The organism is Streptomyces sp. NPDC052701, from assembly GCF_040678355.1.
Taxonomy (GTDB): Bacteria; Actinomycetota; Actinomycetes; order Streptomycetales; family Streptomycetaceae; genus Streptomyces.
In genome coordinates, this window is sequence record NZ_JBFATO010000037.1 from 19460 (window position 1) to 42326 (window position 22867).

The following is a 22867-nucleotide window of genomic DNA, read 5'->3' on the forward strand; positions in this document are numbered from 1 at the left end:
GCGCTGGGCGTCGTCACGAGGCCGGCCCCGCTTCCCGCAGGTGTCCGACGAGTGCCTCGACGTCCCGCAGGGCCTGCGCCCGGTCGACGCCGAGCTCGCGGACCAGGGCGGCGGCCGCCTCCGCCACCTCGCCGCCGTCGAGCAGGGTGCGTACCAGCAGGGTGGCGGTCGGGTTCAACTCCCACTAGACACCCGCCTGTTGGTCCAGGAGTGCGGTGCCGTAGCCGGTCTCGGCGGTGGAGACGTGTGCGTCGAACCGCAGGGGCGTGGCGCTCGCCTTTCCGACGCGCTGGATGGTGTGCGGGGGCACGGGGCGCCACGGGGTGCGGGTACGGCTGCGGGACGGCCCTCGCAGCCACACCTCGGCGGCGACGGTGGTGCGGAGGATGGCGTCGGACAGTCCGCTGCGGAGCCCTGACCCCGGCGCACGGCCCTCCCGAGGAGGGGCCGCCGGGGCGCGCGTTCCCGCCCCGCGGCGCACACCGTCTCCTGGAAGGGGCCGGGCGGGACCGGTGGGTCTCAGGCGGCTTCCCGTGCCGTGAGGACGCGCGGACCCTCGTTCGTGATCGCCACGGTGTGCTCGGCGTGCGCCGCCCGCGAGCCGTCGTCCGTGCACAGGGTCCAGCCGTCGGGCCTCGCGTGGAAGCCGTCGGTGCCGCCGCCGATCACCATGGGCTCGATCGCCAGGACCATGCCGTGGCGCAGCCGCATCCCCCGGCCCGGCCGGCCCTCGTTCGGCACCGCCGGGTCCTCGTGCATGCGGCGGCCGATGCCGTGACCGCCGAAACCGTCCGGGATGCCGTAGCCCGCCGCGCGGCACACCGAGCCGATCGCGTGGGCGATGTCGCCGATGCGGTTGCCGACGACGGCCGCCGCGATGCCCGCCTCGAGGGCGCGCTCGGCGGTCTCGACCAGGCGTACGTCCGCCGCGCGCGGGGTGCCCACGATGAAGCTGATCGCCGAGTCGCCGACCCAGCCGCCCAGCTCGGCGCCGAAGTCCATGGAGACGAGGTCGCCGTCGCGCAGCCGGTAGCGGGTCGGGATGCCGTGCACGATCGCGTCGTTGACGGAGGCGCAGATCACGGCCGGGAAGGGGGTGGGCGCGAAGGAGGGCCGGTAACCGAGGAACGGCGAGGTCGCGCCCGCCTCGCGCAGGACGTCGCGCGCCACCTCGTCCAGCTCCAGCAGGGAGACGCCCACGTCGGCGGCCTTGCGTACGGCCGTCAGGGCACGGGCGACCACCTGGCCCGCCTCGTGCATGGCGTCGATCGATGTGTCTGTCTTCAGCTCCACCATGCCAATTACTATACCGGTATTAGAATGGTGGCATGGTGCGCACCCCTCTCACCCCGGAAGAACGCGAGCGCGGCGAGCGGCTCGGGCGGCTGCTGCGCGAGGCGCGCGGCGACCGCAGCATGGCGGAGGTCGCGGCCCGTGCCGGCATCTCCGCCGAGACCCTCCGCAAGATCGAGACCGGGCGTGCCCCGACCCCGGCCTTCTTCACGGTGGCGGCGCTGGCCCGCGCGCTCGGGCTGTCCATGGACGAACTGGCCGGGCAGTGCGTGTTCGCGGGCGTGTGACGTTCACGGCCGGCCCCGGCCGGACGGAAGGGCCCGCGTCCCTCCTGGAAAACTCCCTGTAGCCGCGCCGTAACACACCTGGTGTTCCCTACGGACCGGAGTGATCCGGTGGGGCGGGAGTCGGGTGATGGCAGTGGATCAACTCCCGGAAGGTGTGCGGGAGTTCGCGGACTACCTGAGCGGCCTGCTGGCGTGCCTGGACCAGGGCGGCGGCTGGTGCGCGGTGTTCCGGCGGCGCGACCCCGACGGGATGCGGGCCTGCCTCGACGGGCGTGAGGTGCCGCCCTGGGACGTGGTGGAGGCGCTGCTGCAGGACCTGGCCGCCGCGTACGGGCCGGACACCGCCCGGGCGGAGCGGGGACGGGCCCGCGGCCTGCACGCCGCCGCGCTCGCCGCGTACGACGCCCGGCCCGGGGGCCGGGACGCCCTCGTGGACCGGCTCGACGTCATGCTCCGCGAGCAGAGGCACGCCGTCGAACGGCAGGCGGCCCTGAGCCGGTCGCTCGCCTCCGCCCCCACCCGGGAGGAGGCCGACGCGCTGCGCCTGGACCTCGCCTGGGCCCGCGACGACCACGACCGCGCGACCGCGCGGTGCGCGGAACTGCGCGCCCGCCTGGCCGAGGCGGACCGCCGCGCGCGGACGGCGGAGGCGATCCGCCGCGGCCACCGCGAGGCCGGCCCGGCCCTCCGGGACGACGGCACGTCCCCGCCGGGCGGGCCCGGTCCGGGCGGGGGCGGCCCGTACGGGGGCGGCCCATACGGGGGCGGGGAGCCGGCTGGGGCCGCACCCCGCACGGTGCTCCCCACGGACGTTGGCGGGAGCGGGGGCCGGTCCGAGGCGTGGGCCGCGGGCGTCGGCGGGAGCGGGGAGCGGCCCGAGGCGTGGATCGCGGACGCTGGTAGTAGTGGGGAGGGGCCCGAGGCGTGGGCCGCGGACGACGGCGCGGCGGCGCCGCGCGCTCCCGGGCGCGGCTGGTTCGGGGGCCGGACCGCGCGAGGCGGAGCCGACGCCGACCCGGACCCGGACACGCACGGCGCCGCACGGCCCGCCGACCCTGGGGCCTCGTCTGCCCCGCCCGCCCCGGCCCCCCGGCCGCGCAAGCGGCGCCGGGGCGGCGCCCGCTTCGCCGGGACGGCCGAGCAGGACGCCGTTCCCGACGTCGTGCCGGCGGCCGCCGTACCGGCCGCTCCCGCGTCCGCTCCCGCCGCAGGGCGCGCCCCGCGCGGCGCCCGGTTCGCCGGGGCCGCCGAGCCGGTGGAACGGGCCGGGCGGACGAAGCGGGCGCAGCCGCCGGGCGAGGTGGCGGACGCGGAGGACCGGCGGGAGGTCGCCCGGGCCGTCGGAACGCTCGCGCGACTGCGGGGCGAGGGCCGCAGCGGGGAGGCGCACGCCCTGCTGGCGCAGGCCGCGTCCTGGCCCGCCGCCCGGTTCCCGCTGCTGGCGGCCGAGATGCGGCGCGCCGGGCTGGACGCCGACTGGGCCACCCTGTTGTGGGAGGCCGCCTCGCTGCCCGCCGACCGGCTGGTCGCCGCGGCCGACGCGCTGGCCGCGGCGGGACGCGCGGCGGACGGGCGGCAGATCCTGCGGCAGGGCGTGGCCCGCCCCGCCGACGAGATCGGGCGGGCCGTGCTCGGGCTGGTCGCCCGGGAGCGCCGGCGCGAGGCGTGCGCGCTGCTCGACGCGTACGTACGGGTCCGCACCCCGCAGGAGGCGGCCCGCAGCGCGGAGCCCGGTCCGCGCCAGCTCGTGCCGCTGCTCCTGGAGGCTGCCAGGGGCGTGTCGGAAGAGCGACACTGGGACCTGGTGCACGCCCTCCGGGTCGCCGGCTTTTCCGCATGACCCGCCGCCCGCACGACTCACCCGCACACGACCCCCACCGCTCTCACAGCCCTCACCGGTCCCACCACTCACCCACAGGGGTGTGAAACACGAACGACTCCGCGGGTTGACGACGATGGTCTTGGCAAGGCCGTCACGGAGGCTTACGTTCATCCCTCTACGGCCTGTTTCTACGGGCGTAGAAGCTCTGACGTCGCGTCGAAGGAGCAGCTCATGGCCAACGTCGTACGTGCCGCTCTGGTCCAGGCCACCTGGACCGGCGACACCGAGTCCATGGTGGCGAAACACGAGGAGCACGCCCGCGAGGCGGCCCGGCAGGGCGCGAAGATCATCGGGTTCCAGGAGGTCTTCAACAGCCCCTACTTCTGCCAGGTCCAGGAGCCCGAGCACTACCGCTGGGCCGAGCCGGTGCCCGACGGGCCGACCACGCGCCGGATGCGGGAGCTCGCGCGCGAGACCGGCATGGTGATCGTCGCGCCGGTGTTCGAGGCCGAGCAGCCGGGCTTCTACTACAACACCGCGGCCGTGATCGACGCCGACGGCACCTTCCTCGGCAAGTACCGCAAGCACCACATCCCGCAGATCAAGGGCTTCAACGAGAAGTACTACTTCAAGCCGGGCAACCTCGGCTGGCCCGTCTTCGACACCGCCGTCGGCAAGGTCGGCGTCTACATCTGCTACGACCGCCACTTCCCGGAGGGCTGGCGGCAACTCGGCCTGAACGGCGCCCAACTGGTCTACAACCCGTCCGCCACCCACCGGGGCCTGTCCGGTCACCTGTGGCGGCTGGAGCAGCCGGCGGCGGCCGTCGCCAACGCGTACTACGTCGCCGCGATCAACCGCGTGGGCCAGGAGGAGTACGGCGACAACGACTTCTACGGCACGAGCTACTTCGTCGACCCGCGCGGGCAGTTCGTGGGGGACGTCGCCAGCGACAGCAAGGAGGAACTCGTGGTCCGCGACCTGGACCTCGACCTCGTCGAGGAGGTGCGGCAGACCTGGGCCTTCTACCGCGACCGCCGCCCCGACGCCTACGAAGGGCTGGTGCGGCCGTGAGCCACGACCTGCTGGGCCGGCACCGGTCCGTGCTCCCCGACTGGCTCGCCCTCTACTACGAGGAGCCGATCGAGATCACCCACGGCGAGGGGCGCCACGTCTGGGACGCGCAGGGCAACCGGTACCTCGACTTCTTCGGCGGCATCCTCACCACCATGACCGCGCACGCACTGCCCGAGGTGACGAAGGCGGTCACCGAGCAGGCCGGGCGGATCGTCCACTCCTCGACCCTCTACCTCAACCGGCCGATGGTCGAACTCGCCGAACGCGTCGCCCACCTGAGCGGCATCCCGGACGCCCGGGTGTTCTTCACCACCTCCGGCACCGAGGCCAACGACACCGCCCTGCTGCTGGCCACGACGTACCGGCACAGCAACACGATCCTGGCGATGCGCAACAGCTACCACGGCCGCTCCTTCAGCGCGGTCGGCATCACCGGCAACCGCGGCTGGTCACCGACCTCGCTGTCCCCGCTCCAGACGCTGTACGTGCACGGCGGCGTCCGCACGCGCGGTCCCTACGCGCATCTCGGGGACGCCGACTTCATCGCCGCCTGCGTCGAGGACCTGAAGGACCTGCTCGGCCACACCCGCCCGCCCGCCGCGCTGATCGCCGAGCCGATCCAGGGCGTCGGCGGCTTCACCTCGCCGCCGGACGGCCTGTACGCGGCCTTCCGCGAGGTGCTCCAGGAGCGCGGCGTCCTGTGGATCGCCGACGAGGTGCAGACCGGCTGGGGCCGCACCGGCGAGCACTTCTGGGGCTGGCAGGCGCACGCCCGCAACGGGCCGCCGGACATCGTGACCTTCGCCAAGGGCATCGGCAACGGCATGTCCATCGGCGGGGTCGTCGCCCGTGCCGAGATCATGAACTGCCTGGACGCCAACAGCATCTCCACCTTCGGCGGCACCCAGATCACCATGGCCGCGGGCCTCGCCAACCTCGCCTACCTGCTGGAGCACGACCTGCAGGGCAACGCCCGGCGCGTCGGCGGCCTGCTCATCGAGCGGGTGCGGGCCGCCGCCGCGCAGGTGCCGCACGTCCGGGAGGTGCGCGGGCGGGGGCTGATGATCGGCATCGAGCTGACCAGGCCGGGCACGGACCGGGCCGACCCGCAGGCCGTGTCCGCCGTGCTGGAGGCGGCCCGCGCGGGCGGCCTGCTCATCGGCAAGGGCGGCGGCCACGACACCAGCGCCCTGCGCATCGCCCCGCCGCTGTCCCTCACCGTCGCGGAGGCCGAGGAGGGAGCCGCGATCCTGCAGAGCGCTCTGAGGAGCATCCGGTAGGACCCGTGCGAGCGAGGAGGGCCGCCATGACCACCACCTCCGAGCTCCGGGAGCCCCTGGGACCGGCCCCGCCGGTCCGGCCGGTGCCCGCCCCGGAGCGGGTGCCCGCCGGGGCGTCCGAGGCGAGGGCCGGGCGGTTCGACCGGCCGGCCCGCCGGGCGCACGCCGCCGAGGCCCCCGGCGACGCCGGGCCGCCCGACGGCGAAAGGGTTCCCCTCACCAGCGCGCCCGTCACCAGCGCGCCCGTCACCGGCGCGCCCGTCACCGGCGCGCCCGTCACCGGCGCGCCCGTCACCGGCGCGTCCCTCACCGGCGGCCGGGACGACCGGGGCCGGGTGCCTCCGCTCCCCGCACGGCGCGCCGGGCGCCCGCGCGCCGCTGACCGTCCCCCGACCGCCGTCCCGGCGCCCACCGCTCTCCCCACGGACGCCGGGACGGCCCGTACGTCACCCACACCGACCACGGCAGGACCAGGAGAGGGAGCATGAGCAGCCGTACCGTCATCCGCGGCGGGCTCGTCGTCACCGCGTCCGACGAGATCCACGCCGACGTCCTGATCGAGGACGGCCGCATCGCCGCCCTCGCCGCCTCCGGCACCCCCGCCGCCCAGGCCTTCACGGCGGAGCGGGGCGAGAGGGGGGCACCCTCGCCCGAAGGGTGGGGGAGGGTCATCGACGCCACCGGGAAGTACGTGATCCCGGGCGGGGTCGACGCCCACACCCACATGGAGCTGCCGTTCGGCGGCACCTTCGCCTCCGACACCTTCGAGACCGGCACCCGGGCCGCCGCCTGGGGCGGCACGACCACGATCATCGACTTCGCGGTGCAGAGCGTCGGGCGCGGGCTCAGGGAAGGCCTGGACGCCTGGCACGCCAAGGCCGAGGGCAACTGCGCCGTCGACTACGGCTTCCACATGATCGTCTCCGACGTGAACCAGGAGACGCTCAAGGAGATGGACCTGCTGGTCGAGGAGGGCGTGACGTCCTTCAAGCAGTTCATGGCCTATCCCGGGGTCTTCTACAGCGACGACGGCCAGATCCTGCGCGCCATGCAGCGCTCCGCGGAGAACGGCGGGCTGATCATGATGCACGCCGAGAACGGCATCGCGATCGACGTGCTGGTGGAGCAGGCGCTGGCGCGCGGCGAGACCGGCCCCCGTCACCACGGGGAGGTCCGCAAGGCGCTGCTGGAGGCCGAGGCCACGCACCGCGCCATCAGGCTCGCGCAGGTGGCCGGCGCGCCCCTGTACGTCGTGCACGTCTCGGCGACGGAGGCGGTCGCGGAGCTGACCCGGGCGCGCGACGAGGGGCTGAACGTCTTCGGCGAGACCTGCCCGCAGTACCTGTTCCTGTCCACCGACAACCTCGCCGAGCCGGACTTCGAGGGCGCGAAGTACGTGTGCAGCACACCGCTCAGGCCGCGCGAGCACCAGGCCAGCCTGTGGCGGGGCCTGCGCACCAACGACCTCCAGGTCGTCTCCACCGACCACTGCCCCTTCTGCTTCGCCGGCCAGAAGGAGCTCGGCCGCGGTGACTTCTCCAAGATCCCCAACGGCCTGCCGGGCGTCGAGAACCGCATGGACCTGCTCCACCAGGCCGTCCTCGACGGGCACATCTCCCGCCGCCGCTGGATCGAGATCGCCTGCGCCACCCCGGCCCGGATGTTCGGCCTGTACCCGAAGAAGGGCACCATCGCGCCGGGCTCCGACGCCGACGTCGTGATCTACGACCCGCACGCCGAGCAGGTCATCTCCGCCGAGACCCACCACATGAACGTCGACTACTCGGCGTACGAGGGCAGGCGCGTCACCGGCCGCGTCGAGACCGTCCTCTCGCGGGGCGAACCCGTCATCACCGAGCGGGAGTACACCGGACGCAAGGGCCACGGCGTCTACACCCCGCGCTCCACCTGCCAGTACCTCGCCTAGGAGCGGCCCCGATGGACTTCGGACTCGTCCTGCAGACCGACCCGCCGGCCTCACGGGTCGTCAGCCTGATGAAGCGCGCCGAGCGCAACGGCTTCACCCACGGCTGGACCTTCGACTCCGCCGTGCTGTGGCAGGAGCCCTTCGTGATCTACAGCCAGATCCTGGCGAACACCACGAAGCTGAAGGTCGGCCCGATGGTGACCAACCCGGGCACCCGCGCCTGGGAGGTCACCGCCTCCACCTTCGCCACCCTCAACGACATGTTCGGCAACCGCACGGTCTGCGGCATCGGACGCGGTGATTCCGCGATGCGGGTCGCCGGCCGCAGACCCAACACCCTGGCCCGCATCAGCGAGGCCATGAAGGTCATCCGGGCCCTCGGCAGCGGCGGGGAGGCCGACCTCGGCGGCGGCACGGTCGTCCGGTTCCCGTGGATCGGACCCGGCGCCGAACTGCCGGTGTGGATGGCCGCGTACGGCCCGAAGGCCCTGAAGATGGCCGGTGAGGAGGCCGACGGGTTCATCCTCCAGCTCGCCGACCTGTACCTGACCGAGTACATGGTCAAGACCGTCAAGGACGCGGCCGCCGCCGCCGGACGCGACCCCGGCGAGGTGACCGTCTGCGTGGCCGCCCCGGCCTACGTCACCGGGGACGACTCGCCCGAGGCGCTCGCCCACGCGCGCGAGCAGTGCCGGTGGTTCGGCGGGATGGTCGGCAACCACGTCGCCGACCTCGTCGCCAAGTACGGCGAGCACTCCTCCCGGGTGCCCGGCGAACTCACCGACTACATCAAGGCCCGCCAGGGCTACGACTACGCCCACCACGGGCGCAGCGGCAACCCGGACACCCGGTTCGTGCCGGACGAGATCGTCGACCGGTTCTGCCTGATCGGCTCCGTCGGCAGGCACGTCGAGAAACTGAGGGCGCTGCGTGCGCTGGGCGTCGACCAGTTCGCGGTCTACGACATGCACGACGCGCAGGAGGCCGTGATCGACGCCTACGGATCGCAGGTGATCCCGGCGGTCAACGGCTGACCGCGGCCCGGCAGGCCCTCACCCGCACCCCTTCCCGCCCTCCCGGGAAGGGGCCCGGGGGCCCGCCTCTTTCCGGGGCGCACCCCACCGGCGCCACCCGCACGGCCCCTCCCGTCCCGCCTCCCCGATTGGCCCGCCCATGTCCGATCCCGCTCCCACGGCCATACCGTCGGCCGGCCAGGTCACCCTCGCCGACGGCCGGGTGGAGATCGCCCCGGGCGCCCCGGCGCCGAGCGGTCCCCACGCGAACGCGGACCTGCTGCCGGTCCCCGTCGCCCAGCGCACCTGGACCACGTACAACTTCTGCGCGCTGTGGGTCGGCATGGCCCACAACACGGCCTCCTGGACCCTGGCCTCCGGTCTGGTCGCGGTCGGGATGGACTGGAAGCAGGCGGTGCTCACCATCGCCCTGGCCAACGTCATCGTGCTGGTACCGCTGCTGCTCACCGGGCACGCGGGCCCGAAGTACGGCATCCCCTTCCCGGTCTTCGCCCGGGCCTCCTTCGGCGTCCGGGGCGCCAACCTGCCCGCCCTGGTACGGGCGTTGGTGGCGTGCGGCTGGTTCGGCATCCAGACCTGGATCGGCGGCGAGGCCATCTACTTCCTCGCCGGCAGGCTCATCGGCGACGGCTGGACGAACGCCGCCGCGGTCGGCGGCCACGCCTGGACCATGTGGCTGTCCTTCGCCCTCTTCTGGGCGATCCAGGTCGCGATCATCTACCGGGGCATGGAGACGCTGCGCCGCTTCGAGAACTGGGCGGCGCCCTTCGTGCTCGTCGGCGCGTTCGTGATGCTGTGGTGGATGAGCGACCAGGCCGGCGGCTTCGGACCGCTGCTCGACCAGCCGTCCGAGCTGGGCTGGGGTGCCGACTTCTGGACGCTGTTCGCCCCCGCCCTCATGGGCATGATCGGTTTCTGGTCCACGCTGTCCCTGAACATCCCCGACTTCACCCGCTACGGCAGGAGCCAGAGGGCACAGACCTGGGGCCAGGCGCTCGGCCTGCCGACCACCATGACCCTGTTCGCCTTCCTCTCCGTGATGGTCACCTCCGGCTCGCAGGCCGTGTACGGCGAGGCGATCTGGGACCCGGTGCAGCTCGCCGCCAGGACCGACAACACCGTCGGGCTGCTCTTCGCCCTGGTCACGGTGCTGGTGGCGACCCTGTCCGTCAACGTCGCGGCCAACCTGGTCTCCCCGGCCTTCGACTTCTCCCACATCGCGCCCCGGCGGATCAGCTTCCGGGCCGGCGCGCTCGCCACCTGCGTGCTCGGGGTGCTGATCCTGCCGTGGAGGCTGTACTCCGACCCCCGGGGCTACATCTTCACCTGGCTCGGCCTGGTCGGCGGCCTGCTCGGCACGGTCGCCGGCATCCTGATCGCCGACTACTGGATCCTGCGCCGCACCCGGCTCGACCTCGTCGACCTGTACCGCACGGGCGGCCGCTACTGGTACCAGGGCGGCTGGAACTGGCGGGCCGTCGTCGCCTTCGCGGCCGGCGGTGTGCTGGCCGTCGGCGGCGCCGACTTCGCGCCGCTGATCGACGGCCGTCCCCTCCCGGCGCTGGCGGACCTGGCCGACTACGGCTGGGCGGTGGGCCTGGGCACGTCGATGGTGCTGTACCTCGTGCTCATGCGGGCGCGGGGAAGGGAGCGCACCGAGGTCTGACACCGTGGCCGCGCCGGAGGACAGCCGGTGGTTCCTAACGGCCCTTCGCCAGCGCGGCCACCGCCTCCCTGGCGGCCCTGATGGCCCCCTCGTTGATCTCGTCCGTGCCGGGCGCCTTCTTCGACTCGAAGTCACTGCCGTTGTACGTGACGACCACCAGCGCGTTGGACGCACGGGCGATCACGACGCCCTCACGGGTCTCCTGCTCGTCCTCGGTGGTCAGGTTCACCACGGAGTAGGCCGTGTCGCCGAGGCCGGGCACCGCGCCCCCGCCGCTCCTCTCCCCGGTGCGCTCCCGGTAGGACTTCCGGGCCTCCTCGTCCGATTCCAGGATCTCGAAGGACACGTCGAGCCAGCGGTACTCGTATCCCTCGAGCGCGTTCCACGAGCAGGTGCGGCGCAGCTCCGAGTCCGTCGACGGGATCTCCTTCCCGGCCGTCCGGGCACCCGGGACCAGGGACTCCACCGTCTTCCCGGACAGGGCGTCGCAGGGCGCGGGCGCGGTGGCGTACGTCTTCACCACCGCCTTCGCCGACGGGGCGGACGCGGAGCGGGTCGCGGTGGGCGTGCCGGCCGGTTCGTGTCCGGCGGCCTGCGGCGCGGTGAGCGGTCCGGACGACAGCGCCCAGCCCGCCGCGGCGAGCACGGCCACCGGGGACAGGCGCGCGGTCAGGGCGAGAGGCAGGGGGAGACGACGCACGGCGCACTTCTCGTGGGGGACGGGCGGTGCGGAGGGGTCCGCACCGCGGACGGGACGACAGTGTCACACGACTCCCCGCGGGGCGGAAGTGCCAACTCGCTGCGTACCCGCGCGGTGACGGCGACCCGCCGACGGCGGTGCCGGTTTCCTGCGGTGCGGGTCGCGGTGGGCGGTGCGCGGGCCGGGTGCGGGTCTCCCGCCGGCCGGGCCGCGGGCGTCCGGCGCGCGGGTCCGGTGGGGTCCGGCCGGAGCCCTCCCGGGAGCCGGCCCGCCTCCGGGGAGGGGGACCACGCCGTCGCGTCGCCCGGGTGCCCACGCCCCGGCTCGGAGGCGTCCGGAACTCCGGTCGCGCCAGGGGCGGGCAGGCCGGCGCCCGTACCGCTGAGGATGTCGGTGCCGTGGCGGTGGGTGTCGGGATCTGGGCCAGGGCCTGGTCGAGGACGGTGATGTGGTCGGCGCGGGTGAGGCCGACGTGGAAAGCCGCCTCCGGGCGGGACCGGTGGGCGCTCCAAGGCGTCGAGGAGAGCGGAGCGCTCACAGTTCATCGTTGCGGGAGTCCGAACGGGCGGTGGGCTGGGATCCGCCACACAGGGGAGTCGAACGTCCGATCAGCCCTCGTTTGCGGACGGGTGTGCCCCCGCCTTCAGGCGGGGGCACACCCGTCCGCTCACCGCACCGGATGGAACGTCAGGTCAGTGGATGCTTGAACGGGCCCGCAGCGTTCTCGAAGGCTTCGAGGGTGATCTGCGGAACCAGAACGGAATCGTCCTCCATGCCCTCGGGAAGGTGCGTGCGCATGTCCTCCGGGCACAGGAACGTGCCGTCGGGAACGAGAATCCCCGCACCGAGCCGGTCCGCCAGCTCGATGATGATCTTCCATACGTCGCCGGCCTGCGGGTTCTCCACACTGACGAGGCGTTCAAAGACGCCCACCTCGGCCTCACTGCCGTCAGCGGCACGGATCCAATACTCCGTGGCACCATCGCCCGTCTTCTCGTCGGCGGCGCGGAAGGGTGAAAGCACCGCCCGGACCACGTCCATGTCGGGCTCGGCCGGCTCGCCGTGCGAGAACCTGTAGAGGCTCAGGTTGTAACTCATTACGCCTGCCCCTGCTTGAACACGAACTTGATGCCCTTGACGTTGTTGTCGAGCGCCCACAGTTCCAAGGCGGCTCGGGTTTTCTCGTCGGACATGTACCACACGACGGGAGTGCCGTTCGCGGCCTTGACCTGCTTCACCATCGTAGTCGTCTCCGATGTGGGGAACTTGAGTCTCCCTTCGCTGTTGATCCAACTGTCCTTGTAATGGATGTTCTTGGCGTCGATGAGGGTCCCGTTCTGGTACCCGTCGAACTTGACGAAACCGCTCGGCGTGTCCGCGGGGACCTTGTACGAGATGCCGGAGGGGACTCCACCCGTCACCAGCTGTTCGTAGGCACGGTCGGTCTGCGGCCGTACACATGTGCAGGTCGAGAAAGCGAGGTCTTCGGGCTCGGCCCGGACGACATCGACCGCGCGGTGTCCTCCATATCCGACGCCAGGTATGGATGCTCAACGGCCGTAAGCGCTCCACGTTCCCGAAGGGCGGCAGAACACGCGTCGTGGAGCTGCCGCGTTCCATGGCCGACGAACCGGTGAAGCACACCAGGTCCTGCCCTCGCAGTGAGGTCGGGCTTCCGTGGGGCGGTCCTGAAGCGGACAGGGAAAGGAAAAAGTCGGCCTCGTGTCGACGAAGGAGTACGAGAACATGATCGAGGCCGATACGAAGAGCCGGTCGTGGCCCTTGCCGAGTGGCTGGGGCACTCGGCACAGGCCATCCCTCTCGGCCACCGCGCCCACTCCATGCCCGAGGCGGGGCGGGAGGGGCGCGAGGCGATCGGTAGCCTGCCGGGGAGCGACTGGAGGAGGGCACCGGTTCTAAACCCCGGATTCTCCCCGGAACCCGTCCTGAGCGCCTTCCGGTCCGGCCGGTGCGCGAGAACAGCGAGGCGAGAGACCGTATGTTCACCACCCGCCCCACCCTCCAGGGCACCTTCGGCATGGTCTCCTCCACCCACTGGCTGGCCTCCCAGTCGGCGATGGCGGTGCTGGAGGAGGGCGGCAACGCCTACGACGCGGCCGTCGCGGGCGCGTTCGTGCTGCACGTCGTCGAACCGCACCTCAACGGCCCGGCCGGCGAGGTGCCCGTCCTGCTGGCTCCGGCGGGCGGCGAGGTGCGGGTGCTGTGCGGGCAGGGCGTCGCGCCCGCCGGGGCGACGGTCGCGCACTACCGGGGCCTCGGTCTCGACCTCGTGCCCGGCACCGGGCCGCTCGCCGCGGCCGTCCCGGGCGCGTTCGACGCCTGGATGCTCCTGCTGCGCGACCACGGCACCAAGCCCCTCGCCGACGTCCTGAAGTACGCCGTCGGGTACGCCGAACACGGGCACCCGCCCGTGGAACGCGTCGGCGAGACCGTGGAGAGCGTGCGCGAGCTGTTCGCGACGGAGTGGACCTCGTCGGCGGAGGTCTACCTGCCCGGCGGCCGGGCGCCGCGCCCCGGCGAGCTCTTCCGCAACCCCGCGCTCGCCGCCACCTGGAAGCGGCTGCTCGGCGAGGTCGCGGGAGCGGGGGACCGGGAGGCGCAGATCGACGCGGCACGCGAGGTCTGGCGCACCGGCTTCATCGCCGAGGCCCTGGTGCGCCAGGCGCGGCGGCCCACCATGGACACCAGCGGCCGGCGGCACACCGGCACGCTGACGGCCGCCGACCTCGCCGCCTGGTCCGCGACGTACGAGACCCCGGTGACGTACGACTGGAACGGCTGGACCGTGTGCAAGGCCGGCCCCTGGAGCCAGGGCCCGGTCCTCCTCCAGCAGCTCGCGCTGCTCCCGCCCGAGCTGCCCCGCCACGGCTCCGCCGACTACCTGCACCTGCTGATCGAGGGCTGCAAACTCGCCATGGCCGACCGGGAGGCCTGGTACGGGGACGCGGCCGAGGTGCCGCTGGACGATCTGCTGTCGCGGGAGTACAACGCGGCCCGGCGCGGCCTGGTCGGTGACAGGGCCTCCCGCGAGCTCCGGCCGGGCAGCCCCGGCGGACGCGTCCCGCGCCTGCCCGCCCACGCGCGCGTGGCGGCGGGCGCGGGCCCGGCCTCCGGCGCCCTCGGCGCCGGCGAACCGACCGTCGCCGGGCCCCCGGCGTCCTGCGTGCCGGGCGAGCCGTACGTCGGCGGCGACGGCGGGACCCGCGGCGACACCTGCCACCTCGACGTCGTCGACCGCTGGGGCAACATGGTCGCGGCCACGCCCAGCGGCGGCTGGCTGCAGTCCAACCCCGTCGTGCCCGAGCTGGGCTTCCCGCTCGGCACCCGGCTCCAGATGACCTGGCTGGAGGAGGGCCTGCCGAACTCGCTGACGCCCGGCCGCCGCCCCCGCACGACGCTCACGCCCTCCATCGCCCTGCGCGACGGCGTGCCCGTCATGGCGTTCGGCACGCCCGGCGGGGACCAGCAGGACCAGTGGCAGCTGCATTTCTTCCTGGCGGTGGCGCTGCGCGCCCGGGTACGCGGCGGCCTGGACCTCCAGGGCGCGATCGACGCCCCGAACTGGCACAACGACAGTTTCCCCGGCTCCTTCCACCCGCGCGGCATGCGCCCCGGCAGCGTCACCGTCGAGTCCCGCACGGACCCCGGGGTCGTCACCGGGCTGCGCCGGCGCGGCCACGACGTGACCGTCGGCGGACCCTGGACGGAGGGCCGTCTGTGCGTCGTCGCACGGGACCCGCGGACCGGCGTGCTGTCCGCGGCGGCGAACCCGCGGGGGATGCAGGGGTACGCGGTCGGCCGCTGACCCCGCTGACCCCGCTGACCCCGCGAGCACGGGGCGCGGCCGGGCCCCGGTCCCGCGGGGACCGGGGGAGGGCCCGGCCGCCCGCGCCCGGGCCCTCCTCCAGCGGCTCGCGCCCCCGCCCGCCGTCCACCGGCCGGGTGGGGATTGTCGGCGGCGCGTGTTGTGATGGAGGGGTGATCGACAGCAACGAAACCGCCGAAGAGTTCCTCGCACAGCACGCCGCCGACGTCGAGGAGGCGATCCGCAAGGCGGCCGCCGCCGAGATCATGCCGCGCTGGCGGCAGCTCGCCGCGCACGAGGTCGACCAGAAGACCGGCCCCCACGACCTGGTGACCGACGCGGACCGCAAGGCCGAGCTGTACCTCACCGGGGCGCTTGGCGCCCTCCTGCCCGGCTCGGTCGTGGTCGGCGAGGAGGCGGTGCACGACAACCCGGCGTCGTACGAGGCGATCCGGGGCTCGGCACCGGTCTGGATCGTGGACCCCGTCGACGGGACACGGCAGTTCGTGCACGGCGACACGGGGTTCTGCACCCTCGTCGCCCTCGCGCAGGGCGGCGTCCTGCTCGCCTCCTGGACGTTCGCGCCCGCCCGCGACCAACTCGCCACGGCCGTACGGGGCGGGGGCGCCTTCCTCGACGGCGAGCGCCTGCACGCCGGCCCGCCCGAGCCCGGCCGGGACCTGCGCGTGGCCACCTCCCACCCGGACTACACCACGGACGAGCAGAAGCGCGCCCTGCTCGGCCTGCGCACCCCGGGCGTGGCGCCCCGCCCCTGCGGCTCGGCCGGCCTGGAGTACCTCGCCGTCGCCCGCGGCGAGGTCGACGCCACGGCCTTCTCCTGGGAGGCCGCCTGGGACCACGCGGCGGGCCTGCTCCTGGTCGAGGAGGCCGGCGGCGCCCATCTGACCCGCGCCGGCGAGCCGTTCCGCATCACCGGCGGCAACGTCCTGCCGTTCACCGCGGCCCGCGACGCGGCCACGGCCCGCCGGGTGGCGGGGCTCCTCGCGAGCTCCGCGGCGCACGGCACCGGCTGACCGCGGGCCGGGACGTGGTGCCCCGCCGCCGGTCGGCACCGGATCCCCGGCATATCCTGATCCCAGTGGCCGTCGGCTGACGAAGGGGTCCGAAGGTGCCGTCGATGCTCGATGCGGTCGTGGTGGGTGCGGGACCGAACGGACTGACCGCTGCCGTGGAGCTGGCCCGGCGCGGCTTCTCCGTGGCGGTCTTCGAGGCACGGGACAGCGTGGGCGGCGGAGCCCGCACCGAGGAGCTCACCCTGCCCGGCTTCCGGCACGACCCGTGCTCCGCCGCGCACCCCCTCGGCATCAACTCGCCCGCCTTCCGCGCCCTGCCCCTGGAGCGCCACGGCCTGGAGTGGCTGCACGCCGAGCTGCCCATGGCGCATCCCTTCCCGGACGGCACGGCGGCCGTGCTGTCCCGGTCGGTCGGCGAGACGGCCGCCTCCCTGGGACCGCGCGACGCGGGCACCTACCGCAGGCTCGTCGAGCCCTTCCTGGCCAAGTGGGACACGCTCGCCCGCGACTTCATGTCCCTGCCGCTCACCGCGCTGCCCCGCGACCCGGTCACCCTCGCCCGCTTCGGCCTGGCCGGCCTGCCCCCGTCGACCTGGCTGATGCGCCGCTTCCGCGACGAGAGGGCCAGAACCCTGTTCGCCGGTCTCGTCGCGCACGTCATGGCCCCGCTCGGCGGCTTCGCCACGAGCGCCGTCGGCCTGGTCTTCGCCCTCGCCGCGCACGCCCGCGGCTGGCCCGTCGCCCGCGGCGGCTCCCAGGCCGTCTCGGACGCCCTGGCGTCCTGCCTGAAGGACTTCGGGGGCAGCGTCCACACCGGCTACGAGGTCAAGCGCCTCGACGACCTGCCGCCCGCGCGCGCGTACGTCTTCGACACCTCGCCCACCGCCCTGGCCCGCATCGCCGGCTTCGGCAACTACTACGACCGCTTCCGCTACGGCCCCGGAGCCTTCAAGATCGACTACGCGCTGGACGGCCCGGTGCCGTGGACCGCCAAGGAGGCCCGCGTCGCCGGCACCGTGCAGATCGCCGCGGACAGCGCGGAGATCGGCACCGCGCTGCGCGCGGCGTCGCGGGAGGGACGGGCTCCCGAGCGGCCCTTCCTGATCACGGTCCAGCCGAGCGTCGCCGACCCCACCCGGGCCCCGGCCGGCAAGCACGTCTTCTGGGCGTACGGCCACGTCCCCAACGGCTGGACGGGAGATCTCACCGACGCCGTCGAGCGCCAGCTGGAGCGTTTCGCCCCCGGTTTCCGCGACCGCGTCCTGGCCCGCGCGACCGCCGGTCCGCCCGAACTCGCCGCCCGCAACGCCAACTACGTCGGCGGTGACATCGCCTCCGGCGCGGCCGCGGGCCTCCAGCTCCTGCTGCGGCCCCGACTGTCCCTGTTCCCGTACGCCACCCCGCATCCGGCCGTGTTCATCTGCTCCTCGGCCACCCCGCCGGGCCCCGGTGTGCACGGCATGTCGGGGCACAACGCGGCGAAGGCCGTCTGGAGGAGGCTGAGGCAGACATGACCACCCTCACGCTGGTCCGGGGCGACATCACCCGCGAGAGCGCCGACGCGATCGTCAACGCGGCCAACTCCTCGCTGCTGGGCGGCGGGGGCGTCGACGGAGCGATCCACCGCCGCGGCGGCCCCGCCGTCCTGGAGGAGTGCCGCAGGCTGCGCGCCTCCTCCTACGGCAAGGGCCTGCCCACCGGCCGGGCGGTCGCCACCACCGCGGGCGACCTGGACGCCCGCTGGGTGATCCACACCGTCGGCCCGGTCTGGTCGGACACCGAGGACCGCTCGGACCTCCTCGCCTCCTGCTACCGCGAGTCCCTGCGCGTCGCCGACGAGCTGGGCGCGGCGACGGTGGCGTTCCCCGCGATCTCCACGGGCGTCTACGGCTGGCCGGTGGAGGACGGCGCGCGCATCGCCGTGCGGACGGTCCGGGAGACGGACACGTCGGTCCGGGAGGTCAGGTTCGTCCTCTTCGACGAGCGGGCGTACGAGGCGTTCGCCGCGCAGGTGCGCCCGCGGACACGGTGACGGGCGGCCGGACGGCCCGTCCCGTCGCCCCGCCGGGGGCCGCCGGTGCCGCTCCCGGCCGCGGACGGTCGCGGACGGCCGCGCCGCCGGGGCGGTGGCGCGCCGCTGTCACCCCGTCGGCGGCCCAGGCGCCGGGTGGCGGGTGAGGGCGTCGCGCAAAAGGCCGGTGACCGGGCCCGTGTGGTCCGTCCCCAGGGACCGGGACAGGGGGACGGCGCGCAACGCGCTGCCGGGACACCGTCGCTGTGGACCTCCCGCATCCATGCAGGCGCCTGATCCGGTTCGCGCCCCTGTCGTGAACCGGCCGGTTCCGGGCCCGTCGTGGCCGCGGGAGCACCCGGACTGACGGAACGTCGGACGATCCAACAGAACCGCGCAAAGTGCGATGTGGTCATTGCTCCGGTCCTGTTCGAGTCCTAGGGTGTGCCTGGCTCGGCAGTCGTCTTCGTCACCACTCGCCGTGATCCGTCCCGCCGGCAACACCCCGTCGAGGAAGGTCTTTCGAGGACCCGATCCGACGTGCCCTCAGTCCGTGCACCCCCAGTCGAACCGAGGAAGGCCACGGTCATGCCGCACCCGCACGCGTCCCCCGCCGACCGGTCCGCCCACCCCGAACGGCCGGTCGTCAGCCGCCGTCGCCTGCTGGAGGGCGGGGCCGCCGTCCTCGGCGCGCTCGCCCTGTCCGCGCGGCCCGCCGCGGCGCACGCGGCCGGCCGGCGCGCGCCGGAGGCCTCCCCGGAGTGGAACGGCAACATCGCCGTGTTCCGGCTGGGCACCGAGCCGCCGCACACCACCCTGATGCCGTACGCGGACCTCCGGCAGGCGCTGGCCGCCGACCGCACCCGCTCGCCGTACCGGCTGAGCCTGGACGGCACGTGGAGGTTCGCCCACGCCGACCGCCCCGACGACCGGGACGCCGACTTCCACCGCACCGACGTCGACGACTCGGGCTGGGACACGATCCCCGTTCCCTCCGCCTGGCAGCTGCACGGTCACGACTCCCCGATCTACGTCAACATCACCTACCCCTGGTGGGGCCCCAACGGCCTGGGCCAGGACGCCCGGCCGCCGGCCGCCCCGACCCGCTACAACCCCGTCGGCCAGTACCGCCGTACGTTCACCGTGCCCCGCGGCTGGGCGGGCCGGCGCACCTTCCTCCACTTCGAGGGGGTCAAGTCCGCGCACTACGTGTGGATCAACGGCGAACTCGTGGGCTACCACGAGGACTCCTACACGCCCGCCGAGTACGACATCACCGAGCACCTGAAGCCGGGCACCAACCAGATCGCGGTCGAGGTGTACCGCTACTCCGACGGCGACTGGCTGGAGGACCAGGACATGATCCGGCTGAGCGGCATCTTCCGCTCGGTCTACCTGTACTCCACCCCCTCCGTGCACCTGCGCGACTTCAAGCTGGACACCCCGCTCGGCGACGGTCACACGACCGCCGAACTTAAGGTCACGGCCGCGGTCCGCGACTACGACGGCGGCCGAGGGGGCCGCTACACCGTCGAGACGCAGGTGTACGACGCCCGCGGGCACGCCGTGTGGCCCCGCCCCTTACAGCAGCCCGTCGACGTCCCGGACGGCGGCGAGGGCACCGTCGAGGCCTCCCGGGCGGTCCCCGCGCCGAAGCTCTGGTCCGCCGAGCACCCGCACCTCTACACCGCCGTCCTGCGCCTGCGCGACCCCTCCGGCGAGATCACCGAGACCCTCTCGCACCGGGTCGGCTTCCGGGAGTTCGCCCTCGAGGACGGCCTGATGCGCATCAACGGCAAGCCGGTCTCCTTCCGCGGCACCAACCGCCACGAGATGCACCCCGTGCGCGGTTCGGCGCTCACCCGCGCGGACATGGTCCGGGACATCGAGGTCATCAAGCGTCTGAACATCAACTCGGTCCGCACCTCGCACTACCCCAACAACCCGCTGTGGCTGGAACTCGCCGACGAGTACGGCCTGTACCTCGTCGACGAGACCAACCTGGAGACCCACGGCATCCGCGACGAGTACCCGGGCGACCACCCCGAGTGGACCGAGGCGTGCGTGGCCAGGGCGCAGAACATGGTGCACCGCGACAAGAACCACGCCTCGGTGGTCATCTGGTCGCTGGGCAACGAGGCGGGCGGCGGAAGCACCTTCAACGCCATGTACGACTGGATCCGCTCCTACGACCCGACCCGTGTCATCCAGTACGAGGGCGACGACCGCCCCGGGACGAGCGACATCCGCTCCAGGATGTACGAGAGCCCGCAGCGTGTGGAGGCCCGCGCGAAGGACACCGGCGACACCCGCCCGTACGTGATGATCGAGTACTCCCACGGCATGGGGAACTCCAACGGCAACTTCAAGAAGTACTGGGACGTCGTCCGCCGCCACGACGTGCTGCAGGGCGGCTGGATCTGGGACTTCGCGGACCAGGCCCTCAGCTGGCCCGCCCCGGCGCGCACCCTGCTGACCGAGTCCGGGCCCGGCGGGCTGCGCGGGGAGATCGTCAACCCCAGCGGCCGCTTCGACCGGGCCCGGGGCGTCTTCGGCGCCACCGTCTTCGCCCGCGACGAGCGCCTCGACCTCACCGGTTCCCTCACGCTGGAGGCGTGGGTCACCCCCCGTGTGACGGGCTATCACCAGCCCATCGTCGCCAAGGGCGACACCCAGTACGCCCTCAAGCAGACGAACGGGGCGCTGGAGTTCTTCATCCACGGCGGCGGCCAGTGGGTCACCGCGAGCTGGGCGCTGCCCGGCGACTGGACCGGCCGCGAGCACCACGTCGCGGGCGTCTTCGACGCGGACGCGGGCACGCTGACCCTGTACGTCGACGGCACGGTGCGGGCCACCCGGACCACCACCCGGCGCCCCGACGGCAACACCGCGCCGCTCGCCCTGGCCACGGACGTCGACAACCCGACCCGGGAGTTCAGCGGCACGATCCGGCGGGCGCGCGTGTACGCCCGTGCCCTGACCGCCGCCGAACTGGCCTCCGACGGCCGGGGCCCGGGCGACGAGGGCGTGCGGTTCTGGTTCGACGCCGCCACCGCAGGGACGGCCGAGGAGCCGCCCCGCGCGAAGACGTTCCTCGCCTACGGCGGCGACTGGGGCGACAACCCCAACGACGGGGCCTTCTCGGGCGACGGCATCGTCACCGCCGACCGCCGCCACACCGGGAAGTCCGCGGAGGTCAAGCAGGTCTACCAGGCGATCAACGCCGCGCCGGCCGCCGGCGACAGGCTCGACCGCTCCGGGCGGATCACCCTCACCAACGAGTACCTGTTCACCAACCTCCGTGAATACGAAGGCCGTTGGTCCCTGGTCGCCGACGGCCGGGTCGTCCGCCGCGGCCGGCTGACCCGGGAGCAGCTGGACGTCCCGCCGCTGACCCGCAAGGAGATCACCGTGCCCGTGCGGCTGCCGGAGAACCCGGAGCCCGGCACGGAGTACTTCCTGCACCTGTCCTTCACCACCAGGGAACCCACCCCCTGGGCGGAGCCCGGCTTCGAGGTGGCCAAGCAGCAGCTCCCCCTCGACGCGGGCGGCCCGGCCGTCACGCCCGTACCGCTGGACGGCGTCCCGGCGCTGCGCCACGAGGACGGCGAGACGGCCGTCACCGTGCGGGGCGAGGACTTCTCGGTCACCGTCGACAAGTCCAGCGGGCTCCTCACGTCCTACGAGTTCCGGGGCGTGCGCCTCGTCACCTCGGGTCCCGTGCCGAACTTCTGGCGCGCTCCCACCGACAACGACCGGGGCAACGGCCACCACACCCGCAACCAGACCTGGCGGGACGCCGGGGCCCGGCGGAAGGTGACCGGAGTCCGGGTCCGCGCCCTGCGCGACAGGGCCGTCGAGATCACGGTCGGCGGCACGCTGCCCACCACCGTCGAGTCCACGTACACCAGCACCTACACGGTGTTCGGCAACGGCGAGATCAAGGTCGGCTTCACCCTGCACCCGGGCGCGCCGACCCTGCCCTACATCCCCGAGGTCGGCACCCTCCTCTTCCTCCCGCGCCGCCTGGACCGGCTGAACTACTACGGCCGGGGGCCCGAGGAGAACCACTGGGACCGCAACGACGCCACCGACGTGGGCCTGTACTCCGGCACCGTCGCCGGGCAGTGGACCCCCTACCTGCGCCCCCAGGAGAACGGCAACAAGACCGACGTCCGCTGGGCGGCCCTCACCGGCCGCGACGGCGTCGGCCTGCTCGTCTCCGGCGAACCGCTGCTGGAGATCAACGCCTCCCGCTTCACCCCGGAGGACCTGTCCCGCGGGATCCGCCACGACTTCCAGCTCACCCCGCGCGAGGCGGTCGTCCTGCGGGTGAACCACCGGCAGATGGGCGTGGGCGGCGACGACAGCTGGGGCGCCCACACCCACGACGAGTACAAGCTGTTCGCCGACCGCGATTACGCCTACACCTACCGGCTGCGCCCGCTGACCGACGTGAGCCGGGCGACGCGGGCCGCACGCCGGCCGACCGCCGTGGAGTAGGCGGGTGCCCCGGCGCGGCCGGGAGGCGGGATTGGCACCCCGTCACCCGGCCGCGTCGCTGATCCCCAGGCGCAGGTGCTCCACGTGGTACACGGCCTGGTCGAGCAGTTCGGCGACGTGGTGGTCGTGCAGCGCGTACACCACCGACCGGCCGCGGCGCTCGCCCACCACCAGACCCAGGTTGCGCAGCAGCCGCAGCTGGTGCGAGCACGCCGACTGCTCCATGCCGACCTCGGCCGCCAGCTCCGTGGCCGGCAGCGGGCCTTCGCGCAGCCGGGCGAGGATCAGCAGCCGGGAGGGGGTGGACAGGGCCTGGAGCGTGGTGGCGACCTTGGCGACGTTGTCGGCGTCCAGACGGACGCGCTCGGTGGCGTCCCGCGCGGGGACGACGGCTCCATGACCCATGG

General features: G+C 73.7%; 20 protein-coding genes. 13 read left to right on the forward strand and 7 right to left on the reverse strand.

The features are described from left to right. Positions 1-13: 13 nt before the first annotated feature. From AB0L29_RS29760 to map, 3 genes are all read right to left on the reverse strand, one after another. Positions 14-178, reverse strand: a complete 165-nt coding sequence (locus AB0L29_RS29760; protein ID WP_365831397.1) for a PqqD family peptide modification chaperone — start codon at positions 176-178, stop codon at positions 14-16. A 6-nt stretch (positions 179-184) separates the two neighbouring features. Continuing rightward, the gene (locus AB0L29_RS29765; RefSeq protein ID WP_365831494.1) at positions 185-310 is read right to left on the reverse strand and encodes a hypothetical protein; all 126 of its coding nucleotides are present in this window, start codon (positions 308-310) and stop codon (positions 185-187) included. A gap of 209 nt (positions 311-519) precedes the next feature. After that, positions 520-1296 (reverse strand): type I methionyl aminopeptidase, encoded by a 777-nt coding sequence (map, locus tag AB0L29_RS29770; protein WP_365831399.1) that lies wholly within the window; start codon positions 1294-1296, stop codon positions 520-522. A 32-nt stretch (positions 1297-1328) separates the two neighbouring features. Here map and AB0L29_RS29775 point away from each other — a divergent pair, with 32 nt between their 5' ends. The 8 genes from AB0L29_RS29775 (at position 1329) to AB0L29_RS29810 (ending at position 10386) form a co-directional block, all read left to right on the forward strand. Further along, the gene (locus tag AB0L29_RS29775) at positions 1329-1580 is read left to right on the forward strand and encodes a helix-turn-helix transcriptional regulator (protein WP_365831401.1); all 252 of its coding nucleotides are present in this window, start codon (positions 1329-1331) and stop codon (positions 1578-1580) included. A 127-nt stretch (positions 1581-1707) separates the two neighbouring features. Beyond that, complete coding sequence (locus AB0L29_RS29780; RefSeq protein ID WP_365831403.1) at positions 1708-3420, forward strand: hypothetical protein; 1713 nt, start codon at positions 1708-1710, stop codon at positions 3418-3420. A 213-nt stretch (positions 3421-3633) separates the two neighbouring features. Then, positions 3634-4476, forward strand: a complete 843-nt coding sequence (locus AB0L29_RS29785; protein WP_365831405.1) for a nitrilase-related carbon-nitrogen hydrolase — start codon at positions 3634-3636, stop codon at positions 4474-4476. Then, complete coding sequence (locus AB0L29_RS29790) at positions 4473-5759, forward strand: aspartate aminotransferase family protein (protein WP_365831407.1); 1287 nt, start codon at positions 4473-4475, stop codon at positions 5757-5759. Before AB0L29_RS29785 ends, AB0L29_RS29790 begins: the two co-directional genes overlap by 4 nt. Before the next feature lie 26 nt (positions 5760-5785). Beyond that, positions 5786-6247 (forward strand): hypothetical protein, encoded by a 462-nt coding sequence (locus tag AB0L29_RS29795; protein ID WP_365831409.1) that lies wholly within the window; start codon positions 5786-5788, stop codon positions 6245-6247. After that, the gene (gene hydA, locus AB0L29_RS29800) at positions 6244-7686 is read left to right on the forward strand and encodes a dihydropyrimidinase (protein WP_365831412.1); all 1443 of its coding nucleotides are present in this window, start codon (positions 6244-6246) and stop codon (positions 7684-7686) included. Before AB0L29_RS29795 ends, hydA begins: the two co-directional genes overlap by 4 nt. An 11-nt stretch (positions 7687-7697) precedes the next feature. Continuing rightward, a complete protein-coding gene (locus AB0L29_RS29805) occupies positions 7698-8720 on the forward strand; it encodes a TIGR03842 family LLM class F420-dependent oxidoreductase (RefSeq protein ID WP_365831414.1) in 1023 nt (340 codons plus the stop codon). A gap of 139 nt (positions 8721-8859) precedes the next feature. Further along, positions 8860-10386, forward strand: a complete 1527-nt coding sequence (locus AB0L29_RS29810; protein ID WP_365831416.1) for an NCS1 family nucleobase:cation symporter-1 — start codon at positions 8860-8862, stop codon at positions 10384-10386. A gap of 34 nt (positions 10387-10420) precedes the next feature. Here AB0L29_RS29810 and AB0L29_RS29815 read toward each other — a convergent pair whose 3' ends face one another. The 3 genes from AB0L29_RS29815 to AB0L29_RS29825 form a co-directional block, all read right to left on the reverse strand. Further along, positions 10421-11086 (reverse strand): hypothetical protein, encoded by a 666-nt coding sequence (locus AB0L29_RS29815; RefSeq protein WP_365831418.1) that lies wholly within the window; start codon positions 11084-11086, stop codon positions 10421-10423. 687 nt (positions 11087-11773) lie between these two features. After that, positions 11774-12184: a hypothetical protein gene (locus AB0L29_RS29820; RefSeq protein WP_365831420.1), complete on the reverse strand. Its 411-nt coding sequence runs from the start codon at positions 12182-12184 to the stop codon at positions 11774-11776. Further along, complete coding sequence (locus tag AB0L29_RS29825; RefSeq protein ID WP_365831486.1) at positions 12184-12630, reverse strand: Tox-REase-5 domain-containing protein; 447 nt, start codon at positions 12628-12630, stop codon at positions 12184-12186. Before AB0L29_RS29825 ends, AB0L29_RS29820 begins: the two co-directional genes overlap by 1 nt. A 455-nt stretch (positions 12631-13085) precedes the next feature. Here AB0L29_RS29825 and AB0L29_RS29830 point away from each other — a divergent pair, with 455 nt between their 5' ends. The 5 genes from AB0L29_RS29830 to AB0L29_RS29850 all read left to right on the forward strand — a co-directional run bounded on the left by AB0L29_RS29830 (position 13086) and on the right by AB0L29_RS29850 (position 22460). Then, positions 13086-14912, forward strand: a complete 1827-nt coding sequence (locus AB0L29_RS29830; protein WP_365831422.1) for a gamma-glutamyltransferase — start codon at positions 13086-13088, stop codon at positions 14910-14912. 173 nt (positions 14913-15085) lie between these two features. Continuing rightward, positions 15086-15946, forward strand: coding sequence for an inositol monophosphatase family protein (locus tag AB0L29_RS29835; protein WP_365831424.1), 861 nt, complete (start codon positions 15086-15088; stop codon positions 15944-15946). Positions 15947-16050: 104 nt separating this feature from the next. Beyond that, positions 16051-17460 carry an NAD(P)/FAD-dependent oxidoreductase gene (locus AB0L29_RS29840; RefSeq protein ID WP_365831426.1) on the forward strand — a complete coding sequence of 470 codons (1410 nt, stop codon included), beginning with the start codon at positions 16051-16053 and terminating at the stop codon, positions 17458-17460. Further along, complete coding sequence (locus tag AB0L29_RS29845; protein ID WP_365831428.1) at positions 17457-17978, forward strand: O-acetyl-ADP-ribose deacetylase; 522 nt, start codon at positions 17457-17459, stop codon at positions 17976-17978. The genes AB0L29_RS29840 and AB0L29_RS29845 overlap by 4 nt, the downstream gene beginning before the upstream one ends. A gap of 567 nt (positions 17979-18545) precedes the next feature. Then, positions 18546-22460 carry a glycoside hydrolase family 2 TIM barrel-domain containing protein gene (locus tag AB0L29_RS29850; RefSeq protein ID WP_365831430.1) on the forward strand — a complete coding sequence of 1305 codons (3915 nt, stop codon included), beginning with the start codon at positions 18546-18548 and terminating at the stop codon, positions 22458-22460. A gap of 42 nt (positions 22461-22502) precedes the next feature. On the opposite strand, the gene AB0L29_RS29855 is transcribed toward AB0L29_RS29850, so the two are convergent. Further along, positions 22503-22865 carry a metalloregulator ArsR/SmtB family transcription factor gene (locus AB0L29_RS29855; protein WP_365831432.1) on the reverse strand — a complete coding sequence of 121 codons (363 nt, stop codon included), beginning with the start codon at positions 22863-22865 and terminating at the stop codon, positions 22503-22505. Positions 22866-22867: the final 2 nt, after the last annotated feature.

Excerpts from the sequence above, each read along its gene's own strand:
- AB0L29_RS29805 (WP_365831414.1), top strand. The coding sequence starts at position 7,698 with ATGGACTTCGGACTCGTCCTGCAGACCGACCCGCCGGCCTCACGGGTC.
- AB0L29_RS29810 (WP_365831416.1), top strand. The coding sequence starts at position 8,860 with ATGTCCGATCCCGCTCCCACGGCCATACCGTCGGCCGGCCAGGTCACC.
- AB0L29_RS29785 (WP_365831405.1), top strand. The coding sequence starts at position 3,634 with ATGGCCAACGTCGTACGTGCCGCTCTGGTCCAGGCCACCTGGACCGGC.
- AB0L29_RS29830 (WP_365831422.1), top strand. The coding sequence starts at position 13,086 with ATGTTCACCACCCGCCCCACCCTCCAGGGCACCTTCGGCATGGTCTCC.
- AB0L29_RS29840 (WP_365831426.1), top strand. The coding sequence starts at position 16,051 with ATGCTCGATGCGGTCGTGGTGGGTGCGGGACCGAACGGACTGACCGCT.
- AB0L29_RS29795 (WP_365831409.1), top strand. The coding sequence starts at position 5,786 with ATGACCACCACCTCCGAGCTCCGGGAGCCCCTGGGACCGGCCCCGCCG.
- AB0L29_RS29850 (WP_365831430.1), top strand. The coding sequence starts at position 18,546 with ATGCCGCACCCGCACGCGTCCCCCGCCGACCGGTCCGCCCACCCCGAA.
- map (WP_365831399.1), bottom strand. The coding sequence starts at position 1,296 with ATGGTGGAGCTGAAGACAGACACATCGATCGACGCCATGCACGAGGCG.
- AB0L29_RS29855 (WP_365831432.1), bottom strand. The coding sequence starts at position 22,865 with ATGGGTCATGGAGCCGTCGTCCCCGCGCGGGACGCCACCGAGCGCGTC.
- AB0L29_RS29775 (WP_365831401.1), top strand. The coding sequence starts at position 1,329 with ATGGTGCGCACCCCTCTCACCCCGGAAGAACGCGAGCGCGGCGAGCGG.
- AB0L29_RS29780 (WP_365831403.1), top strand. The coding sequence starts at position 1,708 with ATGGCAGTGGATCAACTCCCGGAAGGTGTGCGGGAGTTCGCGGACTAC.
- AB0L29_RS29845 (WP_365831428.1), top strand. The coding sequence starts at position 17,457 with ATGACCACCCTCACGCTGGTCCGGGGCGACATCACCCGCGAGAGCGCC.
- AB0L29_RS29820 (WP_365831420.1), bottom strand. The coding sequence starts at position 12,184 with ATGAGTTACAACCTGAGCCTCTACAGGTTCTCGCACGGCGAGCCGGCC.
- hydA (WP_365831412.1), top strand. The coding sequence starts at position 6,244 with ATGAGCAGCCGTACCGTCATCCGCGGCGGGCTCGTCGTCACCGCGTCC.